Raw genomic sequence first — 20,938 nt, 5'->3', positions numbered from 1 at the left:
GCCCAGCGCGCCTCGCGGAGTCAAGGAGGATGACTTCAGCTCAGCGCCCTCCACCGCAACCCATCCAGCGCCCTGGCCTGATCGTCTCAGCGATTGGCCTGCTCCTGCGCATCATCGGCTTGCTGATCGCCTCGTTGCTGTTCTCAATCCTGGTCGAGTTCGCCGGTCTGTTGCTGTTCTGGGGCGATCAAGGCTGGCGACACAGTCAAGCGATGCTGAGCAGCGAACTGAGCTGGCTCAGTGAGCACTTCAAATCCTCACTGATCCTCCAACAACCAGGGCAGACGACTGTCCAGTGGCTGGACTTCCTCAACCAGTGGTTGTTGGTCAAGACCGGTTTTACGGATTTCGCCCAGCAGGCGCGGGTGTCGAGCCAGGGCAAGGGTTTCTGGAGCGGGATCAATCAGCTGTATGTGAGCATTGAGGATTTTGTCCTGGCGGTGGTGTATGTCAGCTTTACCTTTGTGGTGCGCCTGACCATTTTGGCCTTGGCGACTCCCCTGTTTCTGCTGGCCATGTTCACCGGTTTCATCGACGGCCTAATGCGCCGCGACCTGCGAAAGTTTGGAGCTGGGCGCGAAAGCAGCTTCGTCTATCACCGGGCCAAGCGAGCGGTCATTCCACTGCTGATCGTGCCCTGGATCCTTTACCTGTCGCTGCCCTTTTCGCTCAACCCCATGGCGGTATTTCTGCCCTGCGCCGTGATGCTCGGGGTGGCCATGGCCATCACAGCGGCGACGTTCAAAAAATATCTCTGAATGCGACACGAATGCTTATCTGCGGAAGTGTTCAGGAGGCCAGCTCATGAGAGACCCGAGCTCCCGGAATGCGATTCCCGGTCGGAAGGAACCGCTAGCCCCGCGTTAGTGGGCAACCCTCACAGGTGTTTGGCTTCGAGAGGAGTTTGATCATGGCATTGGTTGGTAGACGAGATGGGCGCAATTTTGGCTATGGCCGACAACTGAGTTATGCCGGACCGCAAGCCTTGCGCGACTTTTTTGGCGGCGGGCATTACGCCACGGTCAAGGCGCACAGTGATCGCTGGCAGGCGTTTGTCCGCTGGTGTCGCTCGGAGGATGGGCCGGGATTCAACGATGCGCGACAGATAGATCGGCAGACCTTGCTGGACTACGCAGAGCATCTGCGCCAACAAGTTGAACAAGGCGCTATCGGCATCGCGACCGCGCAAAACCGGTTGTCCAGCGTGAACCGGACTATGGCGGCGCTTCGCGGCGATCAGTCTGTGAAGGTGCCGAGTCCTAGTATGGCATTGGGAATGCGGCGCACCAGTGTTCGTCGCTCGGCGCCACAAGGCCAAGACCATGAGCACGTGAAGCGGATCGTCGACGTGCTTTGCGAACACCAAATGCCGCGCGCGGCGGCCATCGTTCAGTTGGCGCGAGCCACCGGCATGCGCTTGCGCGAGGCCATTTTGGCCGACCTACCGCGCCTAAAACATGAAACCGAACAATACGGCAAAATCAACATCCGAGAGGGCATCCAAGGTGGCCGCTCACGTGCGTCGGCGCTTCGTTGGATTACGGTAAATGATCCTATTCGTGACGCGCTGAAATTTGCCGAACAGGTTTCGCCCAACGGTAGCCGCAATCTGCTTGCGCCGAACGAAAGCTATGTCGATTTACAACGGAAAATCGTCCGCCCCGCACGAGAGATCCTCCATTCGCGCAACCTCAAAGGCTTCCACGAGCTTCGGGCCGCCTGTGCGTGCGAACGCTATGAGCAGATCACTCATCATCTCGCGCCCATCAACGGTGGCCGTTGCTACCAGCTCGACCGACGCCTAGATCAGCATGCCCGAGTGCAAATTAGCTACGAGTTGGGGCTCGGCCGTATCGACCTGTTATCGACTTACATTGGTGGTCGAACATGAGCAAGCCATTCGATATGGAGCTGTTCCTCCTGCTCGCGAACGTAGTCCAGCATGATCGGATCAGCTGTGATGTGTGTGTGTGTGTACTGTGCTGGCGGATCTTTGGGATCTGACATGGCCTTTTCCTCTGGACCACTGCATGTGGTGTCGATCGCAGTTGTCGACGACACAAGATGTAGTGTCGCGGCGGATTTTTCCGTTGTTCGTGAGGCTGGTGTATGCGCAGGAGCTCAAAACTGCTCACGCCAGAACTGGACGCTGTAGTTGTTGAGCCCTCGGCTATAGGGATCGGTTGTCGCCTGGAACGTTGGCGGGATCGCATTTCAAATACCTCGCGCACAAGCTGAACCTTGGCAGCTATCTCTCCGTAAGTGTCAGTCCAAGCGAGGCTTAAAAGGTTGTCGGTTTTGACTGCTAGATTCAGGCTCATTATCGCTTTTTCCTCGTTACTTCGACAGATCGCTCAGGTCAATTACCCTTACGCTGAAGTATGGATTTTCACCCCCCGAAATTTTCCTATACGGTTACTTATTTGACCCAGCTTGTGCCATGCACCCCTGCTTCCCAGAAACCTAGGCGGCCGCCGATTTCGGGAAGCGGTGACAAGTAAACACGTCCGCAGTACGTGCACCGCTTAGCTCCACCGTGTCCTGTGATCCGTGCACGTACCTCCTCTGGAAACTGAATCAACAATCTGTCATTGACGATCATTTGGCGGTCTGATCGGCCGCCCGAACATTTATTCGGGCAGTACCCTAGCGGATTAGAATGTGGCATGTGTTTTCCTTCATGCGTTGCTGGGAATGCCTATCTCAGCTTTCTTCGGCGATCTGCCGCGCTGTGTTGGCCTGTAAGAAAAGTTCCTGCTCCTCGTCAGCACTTATCAAGCCCAGCGCCGCCAGTGTGCGCAGCCTGCCGTTAAGCTCGGCGTATTCAACCGCCGCCACCGCCGCGGGGGTTGTACGCAGCTCCTCGATCAGGCTGCGTACCGCAGCCTTGCAACGGTCAATCAGTTCGCCGCTCAGAGTAATCGGTCGGGTTGTGCCCATAGTTGGGACTCCTGTTCTCGACGCGCAAATCGCGCCTATCCTACAGCAGAAGCCCCGCTGGACGGGGCATGTGTGCGGCGGGCTTTTCCGTTATACCCTGCCTATCGGAAACGCGACGGGTCACAAGTTAGGACGCGATGCGAATGCCATCTGCTGAGTGCTGTCGCTGAAGTGCCTGATCGATATCCGCGACAAATCTCTCAGACGAAGTTTTACATGGTTCGCCAATGAGCTGGTGTACTGCCTCAACGGCTTTAGCTCGAAGCTCCTTGTTGGCGAATAGCTGAACTGACAGTAACAAGTTCGCTGGGTCAGCGAAGTCGGACAACTGTTTTGCTTGAGCATTGAGTTCTCGCTCGATCACCGACAACTCAGCCACATGCTTAAAGGTGGCTTCAGCCTGATCTAGTTCAGCTTGTGACAGCCGCTGCTTTACCGGGATACCTTCGAGTTGTCGCAGAAACTCGTAGAGCTTGTGCGTGTATCCCTGCGTCTCCAACTCCAGCCACAGCCCGAGACCTTTGATCTTGCCGTACGAATGGGGATACCAAGTCTTCTCCGCATAAGGTTTACCCTTATCGTCCTTGCCTCGCTTGACGATCATGTACTCCCAAAAAACCTCGACGGAGTTCCGCTTCCACCGATCCAGAAGATTGGTCACCACCTGCGGCGGTAAAGTGAAAATGAAATGGCTCGCTTGCCCTTGCAAACCCCGAAGTAACTTCAGGGCAGCTTTAACGCGCTCAATGAGCTGCCTCCGTTGGCCAAGCATAGTTTCGATTCGATGCCGGCGTATGTTCTGCCGCTCGGTGGCGCTGAGGTCTTTTAAACGACCAACGATCTGCTCGTCGTCCAGTCCTAGGTGGTTCAATGCGCAGCAGTTCCCGATCAGCACCTGCTTCCCATCTTTGCACTCGACGATGTAACCGTGCTGGTGTTCCTGGGCACACCGTTTGCCCTTCTTGAGGTATTGGCACTTTGCGTCCGGCTTGATCAGCCGATAAGGCCGTATGGGGATGCTGTATGTTTCTTTGGTGAGGATGCACTCCGGGTCAATCACGAAGTGGCCGTTGATTTCATTGAGGGTTCTGATCTCAATGATGCCGTTCGTTGGGGTCATCAAATACTCCATGAGTGAAGGCAGACTAGTCGCGTCACATGTACGAATATCCAGTGATTATACATCCAGTGACATTCATAGTGGCAAACTGATCTCAGACCTCAGCAGCAGTTCATCCAACGGGAAAATTCGGGGGTGTCGCGAGACTCAGCATGTAAAGATTCGAGCGGAGCAGGCGGCCTCACTAAACACTTGGAGCATTCGAATGAATTCATCAGGCGTGCTCCTACCCCATTTCCCTTAACTGATTATGTCCCTGATGATCCGGGCAATGCCGAGCCCTGAATAGCCTTCGGTGTAGCCGTGAGCAACGTCAACCTCATGCTGATCCAGTGCTTTCTCTATCCGTCGTTTCACACCTTTTGAACCGCTCGACTGACCTGCCCCATAAACGAGGAAAGCCGCGAAACAGGCCAATGCGAAATAGGCAGCGTCAGCATCCAACATTCAAATTTCTAACCGTTTTCATGGGCGCGGAAGTTAGGTTGTGAGGATATCGTCACCAACGAAGCTCATTGAGAGTGGAGTCTCCCAAGGGCCCCAGCCACTTTCCACCAGAGACCGAAGGGCCACATAGCTATAAGTAAACATCTCCAATGTTTCCCCCAGAAAAAGCGATCCACCGTAACTCGCTTTTCTTACTGAACAACCCACACCATTAGCTCGATTCTGTGCCCATATCCACATGGGGGCAGGATCATGCCAACTACCGCCTTTGGCTACTGGTTACTGCTCTCACTGGCCATCGTCCATAGCAGCAGCCATGCCGCCTCCGCCCATGAACAAACTCAGCTCAGTTTGATGCTGCAGCAACTCGACACAATCGAACGCCTTACCACTCGAGCTGAAGTCGACAATGCTGCTGAGCCGAACGAACGCTATCGCTTCGACTATCCCCGCCTGACCCAGGACATCCAGCGTATCCGCCAAGGCGTACAAGGCTACCTGTCCCCTTCCCGCGCCCAACCGCGCGATCCCGCTGAACTGGTCGGCGACTACCGCCTCGACACGCCGCCCGTGGAGCCCTCGCAATGAGCATGACGGCCGCTCAGACCGCCGCGTTCCAAAACGCCTCTGGTTTCTCGGCGCAGAACAGTTCGACGCTGTGGCTCTCCCTGACGCTCGTCCTGACGTTGCTCTGGTGCACCTGGGTGATGTGGACGGCGTATCGAGGTTGGGCGGCCGGCAGTGTGCGCTTCGGTGCCTTCGGCGGTAGTGCCGCCCGGGTCGTGCTGGTGTTGCTGGTCTTGATGTTCTTCACCCTGTCCTAACCTAGGAGATCGCCGTCATGCTCAAGTGCTTTGCCCCCCTGAAAAAAAACCTGCGTGACCGGGCCAACCAACGCCTGATCGGTTTGTTACTGGTACTCGGTCCAAGCCTGGCCTTTGCCGAACTACCGACCATGGAAGCCCCCTCCCGCGGTGAAGGCTCCGGTTTGATCGAAACGATCAAGAACTACGCCTACGACGGCGGCATCTTACTCGGCCTGCTGATCGCCCTGCTCGCGTTCTTGGGCGTGGCCTGGCATTCGCTGACCGTGTATGCCGATGTACAGAACCAGCGCAAGACCTGGAAAGACCTCGGCGCGGTGGTCGGCATCGGTGCCCTGCTGGTGGTGATCATCATCTGGTTCCTGACCAAGGCTGCCGCGATTCTGTGAGATCAGTATGAACGACGCGATCGAATGCCTCATCGACGGCACCTTGGTCTTTCTGCCGGAGCGGCTCAACCGTGACCCGGCGGTATTGCGCGGTTTGACCAATGATGAAATGTGGCTCGCCTTAGGGGCCGGTGCACTCCTTGGTCTGATCCTGGGTGTCCCCCTGGCGATCGCCACGGCCTCAATTGCCGTGGCACCGACCGGCATGATCGCGGGCATGACGCTGGTGTTATTTGCCGGCGGCACACTCCTGCGTCGGGCCAAACGAGCCCGCCCCGAGACCTGGTTGTACCGCAAGCTCGAATGGGTCCTGGCCAGCCAGTGGCGCCTGGCCCGTGGGAGCTTGATCCTTCACTCCGGGGCCTGGACGGTTCGCCGTTCGCGGCGCCTGCGCCCGGCCCTGTTGCGGTGGCAGCCATGAGTCGTTTTCGGAACAAGGTCGATGCGCAACAAGCGCATATCGTCAGCCTGCGTTTGGCGGTAGGGATTCTGGCCTTGATTTGTGCCGGGCTCTGGTATGGCTGGCGTTCGGCACCAACCGACCTGACCGTGCATGTCCCGCCCGATCTGCGCTCGGGCAGCACCCGCAAATGGTGGGATGTGCCCCCGGAGAATGTGTATGCCTTTGCCCTGTACATCTTCGGCCAACTCAACCGCTGGCCCTCGGATGGTGAGCAGGACTATCGCCGTGCCATCTACAGTTTGCAGTCCTACCTGACACCCGCCTGCAAGACCTTCCTCGACGGTGACTACGAATACCGCAAGGCCGCCGGCGAGCTGCGTCAGCGCGTACGCGGGGTTTATGAAGTGCTGGGCCGTGGCTACAGCGAGGATCCGGCCTTACGGGTCAAGCAACTCGACCACGACAGCTGGCTGGTCAAGCTCGACCTCAATGCCGATGAGTATTACGCCGCCGAACCGGTGAAACGGGTGGTGGTGCGTTACCCATTGCGCGTGGTGCGTTTTGACCTTGATCCTGAACGCAACAAGTGGGGGCTAGCACTGGACTGCTACCAGGGTACGCCGCAAAAACTCTCCCTGCCCGGAGGTGAACCATGAAGCGAATGTTAGTGATAGGGACAACCGTGGTCTTGGCGCTGAGCGGGGGCCTGGCTCAGGCCGTCGAGCTGATGCGTTGGGAGCGCCTTCCCCTCGCCGTCCCGTTGGTGATCGGTCAGGAGCGGATAATTTTTATCGACGAGGCTGTTCGCGTCGGCCTGCCCGGAACGCTGAACGGCAAATTGCGCGTGCAATCCACCGGTGGCACATTGTACCTGCGAGCATCGGAAACGATTGCACCGACCCGATTACAACTGCAATCGGTGGCGACGGGCGAGATCATCCTGCTGGATATCGCGGCCACTTCTGGCGATCAAGCGCTGGAGCCCTTGCGGATCCTCAGAAACGCTGAGAGGCAAGTAACCGAGGGTGAACCCAGCACCGCCCCCGTTGCAGAACACACACCGACCCCGGTCGTCTTAACCCGCTACGCTGCACAAAGTCTGTACGCGCCGCTGCGCACTGTGGAAGCCCTGCCCGGCGTGCAGCGGGTACCGCTCAAGCTGCGAACCGCACTGCCGACCCTGCTGCCGAGCGAAAACGTGTCCAGCACGCCCCTCGCTGTCTGGCGACTCGGTGATTACTGGGTGACGGCGGTGAAGCTGCGCAACCGTGGTGCCGAGACGGTGCCACTCGATCCGCGCCGGCTTCAGGCCCAGCTGTTTGCCGCGTCCTTCCAGCATGCCTTCCTCGGTCCGGTCGGCAGTGCGGAAGACACCACGGTCGCCTACCTCATCACCCGCGGCGCCGGCCTCGAACACGCCATTGTATTGCCCCCACCTGCTGCACGAGGTGATGACGATGAAAGCTAATGCGCTGCTGAAGTGGCTGGTACCAGGTGCGTTGCTGGCCGTGGTGCTGATCATCCTGAAAACCTGGGTTGCGGGAGGGAGCCCTTCCTCTCTGGAGAACCCGGCTGATCAGGGCAATCTTCAACTGTCCGCCGAACAGGCCAAGTCGCTGGGCATCGCGGGCGATACCCCGCGCGACACAGTGGCTACTCTGGTCGGCCAGGTGAAGGCCATGCGCAGCGACATGCTCAGCCTGAAGAAGAACAATGACTCGCTGCAGACGGAGAACAACCGTCTGCGTGAACGGGAAAACAGTGTCGATTCGCGTATCCAGAGCGCCCTCGGCAGCGTGACCCAGCAGGTCGACGAAGGCCGCCGACAAGCCAACGACGCTCGACTCAAAGCGGAACAAGACAGCCGACAAGCCCGCGGTCTACTGACCCAACTGCAGGCGCAGTTGTCCGGCCTGACTGGCAAAGGCCAGGATCTGCCGGTCGGGCTGGGGCTGCAGCCGGGCGATGGGGCGCAGTTCGACGGGGATCGTCCGGCCAGTGAGGCGCTGCAGTGGATTGAGCCCTCGGATACGCTGCCCGCCGACACCCGCCACAAAGCCAAAACCACCTCCGCGCTGAGTCTGCCCAGCGCCTTCAACTCGCTGGAAGGTCTGAAGGACAACGCCATCGATCGCAGCCAGAAACAATTGCGCGCGGTCACTAAAGGGGAGCGTGATCTGGCCCGCGCCGTTGAGCGTAGCGAAGGTGCGAAGCCGATCTACACCATTCCCGAAAACGCCACATTAATGGGCTCGGTCGCCATGACCGCGCTGATCGGCCGGGTCCCGGTGGACGGCACGGTGAATGATCCCTACCCCTTCAAGGTGTTGGTCGGCCCCGAGAACCTGACCGCCAACGGCATCGACCTGCCGGAGGTGGCCGGCGCCGTGATGAGCGGCACGGCCTCCGGTGACTGGACACTGTCCTGCGTGCGCGGGCAAGTCGAGTCGATCACCTTTGTCTTCACCGACGGCACCATCCGCACCGTGCCTCAGCCACACGCGGTGGCCAGCCGCAATGCGTCCACCAACCAAAGCACGAACACCGACAAAATCCGCGGAGGGCTCGGGTATCTGTCCGATCCGTATGGCATCCCGTGCATCGCCGGCGAGCGCCGCTCGAATGCCCAGCAGTACCTCGGCAGTCAGAGCCTGATCACTGCCGCCGGCGCTGGGGTCGCTACCCTGCTGGGGAATGAGCGGAACAACAGCAGCGTGATCAGTTCGGGCGGCAGTACGCTCGGGGTCACCAGCCGCACGGGGAACAGTGCACTGAATTCCATCCTCAGTGGTGGCGTCAGTGATATCCGCGACTGGGTCAAAAAGCTCTATGGCGAGGCCTTTGCCGCGGTTTACGTCCCCCCTGCCGCGCAGGTCGCACTGCACCTCGACCATGAAATCACCCTCGACTATGAGCCCAACGGCCGGAGCGTTCGCCATGAACCATCGCATGCCACTCTGTCTGACCTGGATTAGCCTGCTCTGCCTGGCCCTGGTCGGGTGTTCCACCGACAAGGAGACGCTCCTGCCCCATGGCGAGAAGACCATGCTCGACATCTGGAATAGCGCCGGCTCACAGGGCACTCAGCAGCAAGTGCTGGAGGCTCGGCAACAGTTACGACGGCCCTTGACTCAGGTGGAGCTTTCTTCGACTGCGCAAGAACCCTACACCCGCACGGCTGAGAACGAAATTCGTAGTCTGTTCCCTCGCCTGCCCAACCCCGATCTGTTGCTGTACGTCTACCCCCATTTGAGTGGCACCGAGCAGGCGCCGGTTCCGGGGTACTCGACGGTGTTTCCGTTCTACCAGCGCGTGCAGTACGCGTTGCCCGGTGAACGTCAGGAAGACTTGTAATGCGCAGCGACGAAACGCACAACCGCGCTCACGGGTGGAAAGCCTGGCGCAACCCCTTGCGCCCTCGCGCTACCGTGGCCGATGAAGCCGCGCTCTATGCACACAACCCCAGCTTTACCGATCATTTGCCCTGGGTCGAATACTTTGAGACCGAGCAGTGCTTTCTGCTGGATGACAATCGCTCGGTGGGTGCAGTGTTCGAACTGCTGCCCATCGGCACCGAGGGGCGCGAACCCGATTGGCTGATGGCGGCGCGCGATGCCCTCGAGGACGCCCTGCAAGACAGTTTTGACGAGCTGGATCAAGCACCGTGGGTGGTGCAGTTTTTCTGTCAGGACGACCATGACTTCACCCCCTACCTGAACCGACTCACGGATTATATTCGGGACAGCGCACGAGGCACGGTCTTCACCGAGGCATACCTGGAACTCAGCCGCCGCCATCTACAGGTCATCGCCAAACCCGGGGGGCTGTTCGAGGATAAGGTGGTCTCGCGCCTGCCCTGGCACGGCAATAACCGGCGGGTGCGGCTGCTGGTCTATCGATGGCTCGAGTCGGACGCTGAGGAGACGGGGCTCACGCCGGTGCAATCCCTGCAGCAGGCGTGCGAACGGATCGGCGCCTCGCTGCAGGCCTGCGGGGTGCACGCGGTGCGGGTCGACGGTCAGGGGCTGTATGCCTGGTTGTTGCCTTGGTTCAACCCGGCGCCCAGGCTCACCGATGAGGCGCCCGAGGTGTTCTACCGACGTGTGGCCTACCCGGAATCGGGTGACGGTGAATCGCTGGAGCTGCCCTTCGATCACGATTTCGCCGAGCGGCTGTTCTTCAATGAACCACGCTCGGATGTCCAGCGCGGGCTCTGGTATTTCGACGGTCAACCCCACCGGGTGCTGGTGGTGGACAAACTGCGCCGAGCCCCGTTGATTGGCCAACTCACGGGCGAAACCCGCAAGGGCGATGCGGTGAACGCGCTGTTCGACCAGTTGCCGGAAGGTACGGTGATGAGCCTGACCCTGGTGGTCAAACCACAGGATGTACTGGAAGATCAGTTGAGCCGACTGGCGCGCAAAGCCATCGGCGAAAACCTGGCCTCGACCCAGACCCGCCAGGATGTCGAAGAGGCCCGGACGATCATCGGCCGCCAACACAAGCTGTACCGGGGGACGTTGGCGTTCTACCTGCGCGGTCAAAATGAAGCGCAATTGCACCAGCGCTCGGTTAGCCTGGCCAACGCGCTGCTGGGAGCGGGGCTGCAGCCGGTGCACGAAGGGGATGAAGTCGCGGCCTGCAACAGCTACCTGCGCTGGCTGCCAATGACCTACAACCCCGCGCGTGATAAACGCCACTGGTATACCCGCCTGATGTTTGCACAGCACCTGGCGAACCTGGCCCCGGTCTGGGGCCGCAGCACCGGTACCGGCCATCCGGGCATCACCCTGTTCAACCGCGGCGGTTCACCCTTGAGTTTCGACCCGTTGTCCCGCCTAGACCGGGCCATGAACGGCCACCTGCTGCTGTTCGGCCCGACCGGCGCTGGTAAGTCGGCCACCTTGGTCAGCCTGCTGATGCAAGTCATGGCCGTGTACCGCCCGCGGCTGTTTATCGTTGAGGCCGGCAACTCGTTTGGCTTGCAAGGCGACTACTTTGCGACGCTAGGCCTGTCGGTCAACAAGGTCCAATTAAAACCTGGCGCCGCGGTGAGCCTTGCACCCTTTGCCGATGCCTGGCGTCTGGTCGAGCAACCGGATCAGGTGGCGAGTCTGTCGGTCGACGAGTGGGACGATGAGACGGCGAGCAGCCGTGAAGATCAACGCGATGTGCTCGGCGAACTGGAAATCACCGCGCGCCTGATGATCACCGGTGGCGAAGCCAAGGAAGACGCGCGCCTGAGTCGCGCCGACCGCAGCCTGATCCGTGAGTGCATTCTGGATGCCGCGCAGACCTGCGTCGCTGCAGGCCGGCAGGTCCTGACCCGGGATGTGCGCGACGCCTTGCTGGGCGTCGCCGCTGACCCGCAGCTACCGGAGAAACGGCGCGAACGCGCCCAGGAAATGGGCGAGTCCATTGACCTGTTCTGCCAGGGTTTCGAGGGCGAACTGTTTGATCGCGCGGGCACGGCCTGGCCCGAGAGCGATGTGACCCTTGTCGATCTGGCCACCTATGCCCGCGAAGGCTACGAAGCGCAACTGTCCATCAGCTACATCAGCTTGATGAACACCGTGAACAACCTCGCTGAGCGCGATCAGTACCTCGGCCGTCCGATCATCATGGTCACTGACGAAGGTCATATCATCACCAAGAACCCGTTGCTGGCACCGTTCGTGGTCAAGGGCACGAAGATGTGGCGCAAGCTCGGCGCCTGGTTCTGGTTGGCCACGCAAAACCTGGCCGACTTTCCCAATGCCGCGCAGACCATGCTCAACATGATCGAGTGGTGGATTTGTTTGAACATGCCGCCCGCGGAGATCGAGGAAATCGCTCGCTTCAAAAAACTCACGCCGGCGCAGAAAGCCTTGTTGCTCTCCGCCAGTAAAGAACCAGGCAAATACACCGAAGGCGTGGTGCTGTCGAAAAAGCTCGAAACTCTATTCCGATCGGTCCCACCGAGCCTCTACCTCGCCCTTGCCATGACTGAGCCCGAAGAAAAGGCAGAACGTTGGGCATTGATGCAAGAGCACGGCTGCTCGGAGTTGGAAGCTGCCTATTGGGTAGCTAAGCGCATTGATCAGGCTCGTGGAATAGAGCCAATATAAGGAGGGAAAGTGCATCCGGCGTTGGCCAACCCGGCAGCTAGCCGTTGAGCACTTTTTCAACGTAGGCATCCATGAACCAGCCAGGAACCTCTTCAACCTTGAACTCAAGGTCAGTCCCATCTGTAACTTCGGCAAGCAGTACGAGGTCGGCACCGGAGTTATCGAAGATGTAGGCCCGGTTCGAAGCTGCAATAGCCGCAGGCAGCAGGCTAAGGCAACGGCCATAACGCTGGACAATTTTCTCTGTGGGAACTGGGTGCCCACCTGCCGCGACACGGTTCCTGACCCTGTTGATATTGATGTCAGGGTCTTCAGTTGCCACAAAATAGAGGTAGGTTCGGTATCCAGACTCTCTCGCCTTGAGCATAAAAGCGATTTTGTCGTCGTTGGACATCACAGTTTCAAAGGTGAAAGACAACTGGTCTTCAAGGAGCTTGTTCCGGATGAAGTCAGAGAGCACGGAGGCAAAATAGGAATTCATCGCGACCGCCTGAAAATTCAGGCCGTTGCTGCTAAAGCCTATCTTGGCCGCCTCCTCATCGAGCAGGGCGGACTTGACCAGTCGATGCTCCCTAAGGAAACCGAGGACCTCATCACCCTCAGCTTCCAGTTGAAAATCATTGAATTCCAGACGGCCGCTCTCTTTGGCAGCCTTCTCGATTTCATCCGGGTTAATGTAGATGCCGATCAGGTGGGAAGGGATGGCACTTTTCATCGTGCTCTTACCGGAGCCGTTGGGTCCAGCAAAGACCCTCAACCGAGGGACAGTCATGAGCAGCGGCGCACCTTGATTACGCCACCCAGAGTCACTTTGTGCTTGGGCTTGGCCACCCGAATGACCTTGTGCTTACCGTCGGCAGTCGTTTCAACAAGCATGCCGTTCATGACTTCCATCACACTGCGGCCGGCAGCCAGCGCGTTGATATAGGCGGTATTGATGGCGCCTTCAGCCATGACCGGGATCTTATCCTCCAGTCGGCTCACCAGATCATCACTCAACACTCGTTTGGCTTTCATATCGCGCTCCACGTTCTCAGAGCGTGCAGAATCTGCACTTAATCAGAATCTTAGCTACGTAAACCTGTTTGTAACAGGGCGAAAGCTACTTCTGTCAGCCCCCATTCTAGAGGAATGGCGTCTGGAACCATACCTTTCAAGAGATTTTCCCTCTCGATGCGCGGCCGGCGGCTTTTGAGGCAAGTAGCGCCAAAATAAGGGAGGAGATATCCCCCCATCAAGTCTTTCAGCAGTTGTACAAAAACGCACCAGCTAGAAGCGACGATCTGTCTAAGACTGCAATCAACTGGTCTGTGCCGATGTGGTCAGGTTGTATGCAAACGGGTGGTCAAGTCGATGCAATCACCCGTGAGCAACATGGTTACTGTGACACGCCCCGAAGCCGCTGCTGAATCCTCAACAGAAAACCGGCTTCAAAAGCATCCTGGCAGTCACCAATGGGAAAGGTCTTGCGCGCTTGTGCCAACTCCCACCACAGCGGAATCTCATCGGTTGTATCAAGCCAAGCTTGGGCACATTGCACGCCACGCTCGATCATCGGTGCAAACTCGCTGCCCCACGGAGTCAGAAGACTTGGGCAACCGTCTGCAGCAGGGATTGAAATGTAGTTTTCGTCCATACCCACCTAAGATTTCTAATTTTATTGTTAAACGCTGGACCCAGCCTCGACATCATTAAGAAACCAAATGAACGCTCGATAACAGGCATCAGCATAAAATATGCCTAGATCAACGCAAATGTAGACTATATCCCGTGGATTGAGAGTCCCTCAAGGCGCAATTTGCGCGCATGACTCAAGACTACGAACAGCTTCGCCTGCAACTGGCGGAGAACATCCGCTTGATGCGGCGCGTGAAAAACCTGACCCAAGAGCAGCTAGCGCTCATGGCCGAGGTGGACCGTACCTACGTCAGTCAAATCGAACGGTGCACGGGCAATCCGTCACTGTTGGTCCTGTGCAAGCTCGCCAATATTTTCGAAATCACCGCAGATCAGCTACTTACAGAACCCGAAATCCTTCGCAGCGCCCTTCACGTCAAATAATAGTCTCACATCTCACAAATCCGATAGATCCACCTTCATTTTTTCCACTGACAGTCTTCAGCCCGTAACCGATCCTGCCTAGGCCATACACCGAGAGCCTGGATCATGCCTGCTGCCTGCTCGTCAATCACGCCCCCAAAGCTTCGGCCCTTAGCGCTGAGCATCCTGCTGGCGTGCGGCCCAAGCGTGGCGCTGGACACCGGCAGCGTCATGTCCTCCGTGCTGTCCCCCAACTGTCTCGAATACAGGGTCGTCGGCATTTGTTTCTGGCTGCTCTGCACGCCCTTCGGCTGCAAGGTCAAAACCTCGACCAAGGTTCGTCATTTCATTCCTGAGCTGGTGGTCTCGAGCTACGCCACCACCGGCAACAACCCCTGGACCGAGATGGCCACCCTCTCCTCTCCCATCAGCGGTGCGGAAGGTGGCGGCAACCTGATTACGCCGAACACTCGCCGCGACAACCTGCCCCGCTTCAAGAACGTCGACGGTATCGGCCATCCCGGTGGCTGGGCCGCAACGCAACTGGCCTCTCAATCCGGCTATGCCTGCGCCAGCGGTGCAACCGCGTTCATGCCCTACTACCTGAGCACCTTGGATTCACTAGCCTGGCGCCATGGCATCCCGGAAAGTGTCTTTCCCGAAGCCCTCATGCCAGGGATCCGTGAAATCGGTCATCAGGCGTCGGGAAACATGTGGGGCAACGTCTATCCCCGTCAGGGTTTTCTGGTACAGCCCGACGACTTCAAGGCAGCCGCAGTGATGGCGCAACGGGCCGGTGATTTCATTACTCGTAACGGGCAGCCGCATGTGTACTTACCGCTCACGCCCACGCAACGCGATGGCTACTGGCCGCCTGGCCCGATCGCGGAAAACGATGCTTCGACCCACAAATGGCAGTTGCTCTACCCCCAGGTGCAGTCCACGTGCACCCTCTTCCCCAGCGAGCCGGTGCAGAGCGCCGATGGCGGCTACGCCTGGTCGCTGTGGCGGCCCTATAGCTGCTGCAAACGTGAAGGACAGACCTTTCTGTTCAGCATCGACTTCGAAGGAGGTGCCTCATGAATCGCCCCCTCATACGACCGGGATGTGGCGTGATGCGTGTGTTGCTCTGCGGACTGTTGGTCATGGCCACGCATGCCCCCGCCGCCGAAGACGATTACCGCCTAGGCACTCAGGGTGACGTGCTCGACGACCGGGTGATGTACACCATTGGGGGCGGTTCGGCGGTGGGCTCACCAAGCTCGTTCTACCGCCCCAGCGGTCTCGGGATCGGCGGGTCCTGGCGAGCGAACCTGATGTGCGGAAACATGAGCCTCAGCAATACCCTGCAAAACCAGTTGAACGGCGTCACCGAGGGTTTCCAGAAAATCATGGGCAGTATTGTGCAGAACGCGACCCAAGCGGTGATGTCGCTGCCAGCGTTGATCATCCAACGCGCCAATCCTGGTCTCTATGAATTGCTGAGCAACGGGGTGATGCAGGGGCGCATCGACTTCGACCGCTCCAAGCTGACCTGCCAGGCCATGGCCGAGAAAATGGCGGATAAGGTCGGCCCCGCTGGCTGGGGCGCGCTGGCCAAGAACCAAGAAATGCAGAGCCATCTGGAGCAAACCGATGGGGATGCCGTGGCCGCGGTGAATAATACCGAGGCTCAGAACGGTAACCACGGGGTGTCCTGGGTCGGAGGGCAGAAGGCAGGCGGTAGCGGACAGACACCCATCCGGGTGACCGCCGACGTGGTCCGCGCCGGCTATAACCTGCTGCATAACCGTACAGTGGCTGACAGTGCTTCGATCAATAGCCGCGACTGCCAGGGCGGCGCCATTTGCCAGACCTGGGCTTCGCCCCAGGAGGAGTCCGAGTGGGCCGTCCGTGTTTTGGGCGAAACTGAAGTGTCGACCTGCGACAGCTGCGAAACCCTGCGGGTGACCGCCGGCAGCGGATTGACACCGCTGATTCAAGAGGCCTACAGCGAGCGGCTGAAAGCCTTGCAAGCGCTGCTGTCGGGCGCACTCCCGCCTACCCCGGACAACCTGGTCAAGGCCTCCAGTCCGATGTTGCCTGTCACCCGCCGCGTCATCGAAGCCCTACGCGACGATCCCGATCAGGATCTGCTGGCCCGGCGCTTGGCCAGCGAGACGGCCTTGTCCAGCGTGCTCGACAAAGCCCTCCTGCTACTGCGCACGCTGTTGGCCGGCAGCCACGAACCAAACATTGCTTCCGCCGAGCCAGCCCAGACCGCTTTGACGAAAAACATCGACGCCTTGGAGCGCGAAATCCGCCTGCTGCAAACCGAACTGCAGGTCCGGCAGATGCTGGCTACCAACACCGCCAGTCTGGTACTCGATCGGCATGCCGGTGGTGCCGACGCCTCGCGCACCATCGAGCAAGGCGACCCCGAGCCGGGCCGGCTCAATCACGCCGACGCCGGCGCGCCAGTGACGCCATGAAACGCTCACGGCGGATCACGCTGCTTTCGGGATTGGGGATTGCCGCGATGATGCTCCTGGCCGCCGCACTGCTCACACCGCTCGGTAGCTCTGGGCTGGGCAGGTTTGAGACCTGGCAGCAGGCGCTCGAATCGGCACGACCTTATCTGCGGCTCTGGCGTGTTCTGCTCTACAGCGCCCTGTTTGCGCTCTGGTGGGATCTGTATCGACGCTACCGCCATCGACCACCGGATCGACTGCGCGTGCAGCGCATCGGAGCCATGGGGCTCCTGTTCTTTACCTTCGTCGAACTCACCCGATTGTGAGGTCTCCGTCATGCTCATGAGCACCAACAGCTACTTGGAGTTTTACCTCTCCCTGCTGGCCTGGATCATCAACAACGGGCTCTGGAGCGTTCTGTCCGACACAGGGCTGTTCGCCGCGCCCTTCGGCGCCATCATCCTGCAGGAATGGCTGGCAGCCCGTCAGCAAGGCGCGGACGAAGGCAACAAGGGACTGTTTTCGCTGCCACGGATCGAGAACCGGTTGTGGCTGGCCTACATCGTCGTGTTGTTCGGCTGTGCGCCGGTCTTTCCATTGAGCCTCGCCTCCATGACGCTCGATGTTGCCGCCAGCCAGCGCTGTGGTGTCAGTGTGGCCAAGCCGGCGGAAACCGCCTGGGGCGCCACCTTCAACACCATCGGTGAACGCTCCGCCAACGTGCCGGTCTGGTGGTTTCTGGTGCATGCGGTGAGCAAAGGCGTGACTGCGGCGGCTTCCGCCGCCATCCCCTGCGCACCGGATATCCGGAAGATGCGCATGGAGATCGACAGCTCACGGATTGACAGCCAGGTGCTGCTGCAGGAAGTCGCCGACTTCACTCGCGACTGCTACGGCTATTCCCGCTCTCGCTTATTCACCAACCGCCCGCAACTGGACAAGGCGCAAAGTCACAACGCCTCCTGGATCGGCTCAAGCTATTTTCTCGAGACGCCCGGCTACTACGATACCGATCGTTCACGAACACCGCGAGTCAGTTGGCCGTACGACGAAAGCCGCGATGTGTCCTTGCCGCGGCTGGAGAATGACGCGGGCTACCCCACCTGCAAGCAGTGGTGGAGCGATAGCGGGGTTGGATTACGCGAGCGTTTGATCAAGGAGGTCGACCCTTCGTTGCTGACTCAGCTGAAGGGCTGGCTGACTGGCCACGCGAACAACGAGATCGAGGATGCCACCCTGCGCGAGTTGGTCAGCCCGCGCCAGCAGTCGAGATCCATGTCGCCCGGACAGGTGTTTCAGGACTATGGCTCCAGCGCCCGAGGCGGTTCGATCAATCAGGGGCTGAATAACCTGGCCACCAACACCGGGCTGGCCCTCGGTTCCTTCAGCAATTTCCCGGCCATGAATGCACTGCGCGCCGCCCTGCCGATGGTGCAGGCTTTCCTGATCATGGGGGTCATCATCAGCCTGCCGCTGGCTCTGTTGGTCAGTACTTACCAGCTGAAGACGGTCATGATGGTGACGTTCGCGCTGTTCACCTTGCACATGCTGACCTTCTGGTGGGAGCTGGCTCGCTGGGTCGACTCCAGCATGCTCAATACCTTGTACAGCCAGGTTTCGGCGTCCAACAAGGTGCTGTTGTCGCTGCCGACATCCGGCGTCATGGATGGGACGGTCACGGCACAGGTGATTGAGTATGTGATGGGGGCGATGTTCATCGTGCTGCCGATGCTGTTTCTAGGCGCAATGAGCTGGGCCGGGTATAGCGTAGGTTCCATAGCAGAAGGCATGTTGGGCAAAGGGACGCTCAGCGCCCAAAATGCGGGTTCGAAAGGAACTGACGCCCTGATTTCTGCTGGTACTTCAATCAGAAAAAGCTAACGCCCCCCGCTAATGATCTTCGAGATCAGGCTGTCCCGGAGCACGATTGAGTTCGTACTCGCCATAAGGATCACCGTATGCCTGAACCTCGTAAAAGTCCTTTGAACTGTTGAATCGGTGATTGACGATTAGCCAATACAAAACAATCAAACTCGTCAACGACACGAGTGCCCAAAAACCTACAAAAAGCAACGCTCCCACCATAGTGAGTTTGGCAACCAGAAAACTTCCGCGAACAATGGCTTTACCTGCGGGTATACCTGCCGACACCACCCGCTCGGCCACGCGGGACTCGAACGCTTTCAACCGGCGATACCCACGTTTTACTGACATGCCACAGGCATAGGCCCAGCGGTGGACGTGGGAAACCTGAACGGGGTTCTGAGTCGGCATGGTCTCGCCCTCTTCTGAGCGTTTTCATGGTTGAGGCAGCAGTACCAGCCTACTACTGAAAACTGTCCGTGCTTGACCGTTTATCAGTTTTCCCGGCCGAAAAACCTTCACTGGAAGACAGCAGACAAGCCGCGTGAAACAGCGTTGCTGAAGTAATTGACCCGCATAAACCGCTCAGCTAAATACCTCCATACAGACTGCTGTCATCGACAGCACCTGCCCAGGTAGTCAGAACCTTCGAGACTACGTCACCTTAGTGATGGCTCTCCCCCCCAAGTGTGAATAGCGTTCGGTAGCTCACACGGTGACCGCTTTTGCGGTGATGAACGCCCACTGCTCTCCAGAGTGCTTTCGAGCCCAGTGCTCGTCAGGCACACCCTCTCGTTTTGCTTCAACCCACTGCGGGGAGTTTTTCCCCGGTCGACTCACCCCCTTATTGACATTTGGACGGCCTGCAAGGCCTGCATCCATCCAACCCTTTACCCAACCGGGGAACCCTCCCCGACGGGCAAGGCGTTCCTCCGCTTTATCTCGAGGAAACTGCCATGCGCGATATCTACCAAGACGTGACCGACAAGATCGTGACTGCTTTAGGCCAAGGCGTTGCTCCCTGGATCAAACCCTGGACCTCAACTGGCTCATCTAACCACGGTCCTCACCAACCCTTCCCCATCAACGCGGTCACACGGCGTGCCTATTCGGGCATTAATCTCCCCCTGCTTTGGGCCGAGGCCCGGTTACAGGGCTTCACGCAAGATCGTTGGCTGACCTTCAACCAAGCCCAAAAAGCCGGTGGGCACATCCGTAAGGGTGAGCACAGCACCTTGGCGGTACTCTACAAGCCGATGGAACGCGAAGAACAGACTGAATCAGGCCAACCCGTTCTCGATGAGAACGGCCAGCCCAAGGTCGCTCACTTTGGCATTCTCCGGACGCATTTCCTGTTCAATATCGAGCAAACGGAGGGACTCGATGCACTCAATGAAACCTTGATCGAAACGGAACCGAGCGATCCCTTTCAGGCCAACAGCGCTGCGGAAAATCTGCTGTTAAGTTCTGGAGCAAAGATTGTTCATCGGCCGGCCGACCAAGCATTTTACCACCCGCTCAGGGATTTCATCCAACTGCCGACAAAGGCGCAATTTCACAACGAAAGCGGCTATTACGCCACGGCGCTGCATGAACTATCGCACTGGACCGGACATGCCTCACGCCTGCAGCGCGAAGGGGTGGTTTCACCTAGCCCATTCGGTACGCCTGGCTATGCCTTCGAGGAACTGGTGGCTGAAATGGGCGCCGCATTCTTGTGCGCTCATTGCGGCATTCAGGGTGAGCTGCGCCATGAGGGTTACCTTGAGTCCTGGCTCAGACTGCTCAAGGCAGACAAGCGCGCGATCTTTCGGGCCAGTGGCCAAGCCCGAACGGCATCAGAGTATGCGCTCAACCTGGAGCAGCCATCGAAGTCAGCGGTCTTGGATGACCCGCTGTCCGTGAACGATGGCGCTTAATCATTATCTCACCGCTGCAACCGCTTCACAGGGCCCGACGCGAGTTGGGCCCTTTTTCTCGGCCCTGGACAACAGAGAGCCCCACGTTGCGGGACACTGATGCCATTGACCTGAAGTGGCCGCACACCAACGGCAAGCTGTTACGTATCCAGATTTTGCGCCAGAAAACCCACCAGCTCAAGCGGGCTTCGGCTGTCGATCACCTTATAGATCAGATCACGCTTGCTGCGTGGCAATTTTTTGACCACGTTCTTCGCCGAGGCCCTGACGGCGTCGTCCGTTCCATGGATACGGGCCGCCAAGAGCAGCACCAGTGTCGCGTCAGTGAGGTTCATCGCTCGCCCCAAAAAATATACCCCGCAGTGTACCGACTCTTGCCTTTTCCGAACCAGCACGCCCCTCAACAATACGATGCCCAGGAGTATCGATATTCCCC

Annotated in this window: 25 protein-coding genes; 17 read left to right on the top strand and 8 right to left on the bottom strand. The window is 58.8% G+C overall.

Annotated features, from left to right (window positions below; genetic code table 11):
• Positions 1-29: 29 nt before the first annotated feature.
• Positions 30-758 (top strand): TIGR03747 family integrating conjugative element membrane protein, encoded by a 729-nt coding sequence (locus QMX93_RS16800; protein WP_282357195.1) that lies wholly within the window; start codon positions 30-32, stop codon positions 756-758.
• 152 nt (positions 759-910) lie between these two features.
• A complete protein-coding gene (locus QMX93_RS16795; RefSeq protein WP_282357170.1) occupies positions 911-1,891 on the top strand; it encodes an integrase domain-containing protein in 981 nt (326 codons plus the stop codon).
• Between the two features lie 812 nt (positions 1,892-2,703).
• Here QMX93_RS16795 and QMX93_RS16790 read toward each other — a convergent pair.
• The 3 genes from QMX93_RS16790 to QMX93_RS16780 all read right to left on the bottom strand — a co-directional run bounded on the left by QMX93_RS16790 (position 2,704) and on the right by QMX93_RS16780 (position 4,507).
• The gene (locus tag QMX93_RS16790; protein WP_282357168.1) at positions 2,704-2,940 is read right to left on the bottom strand and encodes a hypothetical protein; all 237 of its coding nucleotides are present in this window, start codon (positions 2,938-2,940) and stop codon (positions 2,704-2,706) included.
• A 127-nt stretch (positions 2,941-3,067) separates the two neighbouring features.
• Positions 3,068-4,060 carry a hypothetical protein gene (locus QMX93_RS16785; protein ID WP_282357165.1) on the bottom strand — a complete coding sequence of 331 codons (993 nt, stop codon included), beginning with the start codon at positions 4,058-4,060 and terminating at the stop codon, positions 3,068-3,070.
• Between the two features lie 240 nt (positions 4,061-4,300).
• Entirely contained in the window at positions 4,301-4,507 is a 207-nt protein-coding gene (locus QMX93_RS16780; RefSeq protein ID WP_282357163.1) for a hypothetical protein, read from the bottom strand.
• Positions 4,508-4,759: 252 nt separating this feature from the next.
• On the opposite strand from QMX93_RS16780, the gene QMX93_RS16775 reads away from it, so the two are divergent.
• From QMX93_RS16775 to QMX93_RS16735, 9 genes are read left to right on the top strand one after another with little or no spacing between them, the layout of a single operon-like run.
• Positions 4,760-5,095 (top strand): RAQPRD family integrative conjugative element protein, encoded by a 336-nt coding sequence (locus tag QMX93_RS16775; RefSeq protein ID WP_282357161.1) that lies wholly within the window; start codon positions 4,760-4,762, stop codon positions 5,093-5,095.
• On the top strand, positions 5,092-5,331 hold the full coding sequence (locus QMX93_RS16770; RefSeq protein ID WP_282357158.1) for a TIGR03758 family integrating conjugative element protein: 240 nt from the start codon (positions 5,092-5,094) through the stop codon (positions 5,329-5,331). The genes QMX93_RS16775 and QMX93_RS16770 overlap by 4 nt, the downstream gene beginning before the upstream one ends.
• Before the next feature lie 17 nt (positions 5,332-5,348).
• Complete coding sequence (locus QMX93_RS16765) at positions 5,349-5,720, top strand: TIGR03745 family integrating conjugative element membrane protein (RefSeq protein WP_282357157.1); 372 nt, start codon at positions 5,349-5,351, stop codon at positions 5,718-5,720.
• 7 nt (positions 5,721-5,727) lie between these two features.
• Positions 5,728-6,141: a TIGR03750 family conjugal transfer protein gene (locus QMX93_RS16760; protein WP_282357155.1), complete on the top strand. Its 414-nt coding sequence runs from the start codon at positions 5,728-5,730 to the stop codon at positions 6,139-6,141.
• Entirely contained in the window at positions 6,138-6,779 is a 642-nt protein-coding gene (locus tag QMX93_RS16755) for a PFL_4703 family integrating conjugative element protein (protein ID WP_282357153.1), read from the top strand. The genes QMX93_RS16760 and QMX93_RS16755 overlap by 4 nt, the downstream gene beginning before the upstream one ends.
• Positions 6,776-7,591: a TIGR03749 family integrating conjugative element protein gene (locus QMX93_RS16750; RefSeq protein WP_282357151.1), complete on the top strand. Its 816-nt coding sequence runs from the start codon at positions 6,776-6,778 to the stop codon at positions 7,589-7,591. Before QMX93_RS16755 ends, QMX93_RS16750 begins: the two co-directional genes overlap by 4 nt.
• On the top strand, positions 7,581-9,098 hold the full coding sequence (locus QMX93_RS16745; RefSeq protein ID WP_282357149.1) for a TIGR03752 family integrating conjugative element protein: 1,518 nt from the start codon (positions 7,581-7,583) through the stop codon (positions 9,096-9,098). Before QMX93_RS16750 ends, QMX93_RS16745 begins: the two co-directional genes overlap by 11 nt.
• Positions 9,073-9,477 (top strand): TIGR03751 family conjugal transfer lipoprotein, encoded by a 405-nt coding sequence (locus QMX93_RS16740; protein ID WP_282357147.1) that lies wholly within the window; start codon positions 9,073-9,075, stop codon positions 9,475-9,477. Before QMX93_RS16745 ends, QMX93_RS16740 begins: the two co-directional genes overlap by 26 nt.
• Entirely contained in the window at positions 9,477-12,230 is a 2,754-nt protein-coding gene (locus tag QMX93_RS16735; RefSeq protein ID WP_282357145.1) for a conjugative transfer ATPase, read from the top strand. The genes QMX93_RS16740 and QMX93_RS16735 overlap by 1 nt, the downstream gene beginning before the upstream one ends.
• A gap of 37 nt (positions 12,231-12,267) precedes the next feature.
• Here the strand turns inward: QMX93_RS16735 and QMX93_RS16730 are convergent, their stop codons facing one another.
• The 3 genes from QMX93_RS16730 to QMX93_RS16720 all read right to left on the bottom strand — a co-directional run bounded on the left by QMX93_RS16730 (position 12,268) and on the right by QMX93_RS16720 (position 13,866).
• A complete protein-coding gene (locus QMX93_RS16730) occupies positions 12,268-13,002 on the bottom strand; it encodes a zeta toxin family protein (protein ID WP_282357143.1) in 735 nt (244 codons plus the stop codon).
• Entirely contained in the window at positions 12,999-13,247 is a 249-nt protein-coding gene (locus QMX93_RS16725; protein WP_020300912.1) for a hypothetical protein, read from the bottom strand. Before QMX93_RS16725 ends, QMX93_RS16730 begins: the two co-directional genes overlap by 4 nt.
• Before the next feature lie 361 nt (positions 13,248-13,608).
• Positions 13,609-13,866: a LasR-specific antiactivator QslA gene (locus QMX93_RS16720; protein ID WP_282357132.1), complete on the bottom strand. Its 258-nt coding sequence runs from the start codon at positions 13,864-13,866 to the stop codon at positions 13,609-13,611.
• Between the two features lie 170 nt (positions 13,867-14,036).
• On the opposite strand from QMX93_RS16720, the gene QMX93_RS16715 reads away from it, so the two are divergent.
• From QMX93_RS16715 to QMX93_RS16695, 5 genes are all read left to right on the top strand, one after another.
• Positions 14,037-14,291, top strand: coding sequence for a helix-turn-helix transcriptional regulator (locus QMX93_RS16715; RefSeq protein WP_282357130.1), 255 nt, complete (start codon positions 14,037-14,039; stop codon positions 14,289-14,291).
• Between the two features lie 105 nt (positions 14,292-14,396).
• Positions 14,397-15,353: a TIGR03756 family integrating conjugative element protein gene (locus QMX93_RS16710; RefSeq protein WP_282357128.1), complete on the top strand. Its 957-nt coding sequence runs from the start codon at positions 14,397-14,399 to the stop codon at positions 15,351-15,353.
• Positions 15,350-16,741 carry an integrating conjugative element protein gene (locus QMX93_RS16705; protein ID WP_282357126.1) on the top strand — a complete coding sequence of 464 codons (1,392 nt, stop codon included), beginning with the start codon at positions 15,350-15,352 and terminating at the stop codon, positions 16,739-16,741. Before QMX93_RS16710 ends, QMX93_RS16705 begins: the two co-directional genes overlap by 4 nt.
• On the top strand, positions 16,738-17,046 hold the full coding sequence (locus QMX93_RS16700) for a hypothetical protein (RefSeq protein WP_282357124.1): 309 nt from the start codon (positions 16,738-16,740) through the stop codon (positions 17,044-17,046). Before QMX93_RS16705 ends, QMX93_RS16700 begins: the two co-directional genes overlap by 4 nt.
• A 10-nt stretch (positions 17,047-17,056) precedes the next feature.
• A complete protein-coding gene (locus tag QMX93_RS16695; protein WP_282357122.1) occupies positions 17,057-18,601 on the top strand; it encodes a conjugal transfer protein TraG N-terminal domain-containing protein in 1,545 nt (514 codons plus the stop codon).
• Positions 18,602-18,610: 9 nt separating this feature from the next.
• Here the strand turns inward: QMX93_RS16695 and QMX93_RS16690 are convergent, their stop codons facing one another.
• A complete protein-coding gene (locus QMX93_RS16690; protein WP_282357121.1) occupies positions 18,611-18,994 on the bottom strand; it encodes a DUF3742 family protein in 384 nt (127 codons plus the stop codon).
• Between the two features lie 545 nt (positions 18,995-19,539).
• Between QMX93_RS16690 and QMX93_RS16685 the strand changes: the two genes are divergently transcribed.
• Entirely contained in the window at positions 19,540-20,502 is a 963-nt protein-coding gene (locus QMX93_RS16685) for a zincin-like metallopeptidase domain-containing protein (RefSeq protein ID WP_282357120.1), read from the top strand.
• Between the two features lie 140 nt (positions 20,503-20,642).
• On the opposite strand, the gene QMX93_RS16680 is transcribed toward QMX93_RS16685, so the two are convergent.
• The gene (locus QMX93_RS16680; protein WP_282357194.1) at positions 20,643-20,837 is read right to left on the bottom strand and encodes a hypothetical protein; all 195 of its coding nucleotides are present in this window, start codon (positions 20,835-20,837) and stop codon (positions 20,643-20,645) included.
• Between the last annotated feature and the right edge of the window lie 101 nt (positions 20,838-20,938).

The sequence above is a fragment of the Pseudomonas sp. PS01303 genome, from assembly GCF_029959385.1.
Taxonomy (GTDB): Bacteria; Pseudomonadota; Gammaproteobacteria; order Pseudomonadales; family Pseudomonadaceae; genus Aquipseudomonas; species Aquipseudomonas rustica.
Note: the sequence above shows the minus strand (reverse complement) of the source record. Positions and strands in the feature narration are given on the sequence as shown.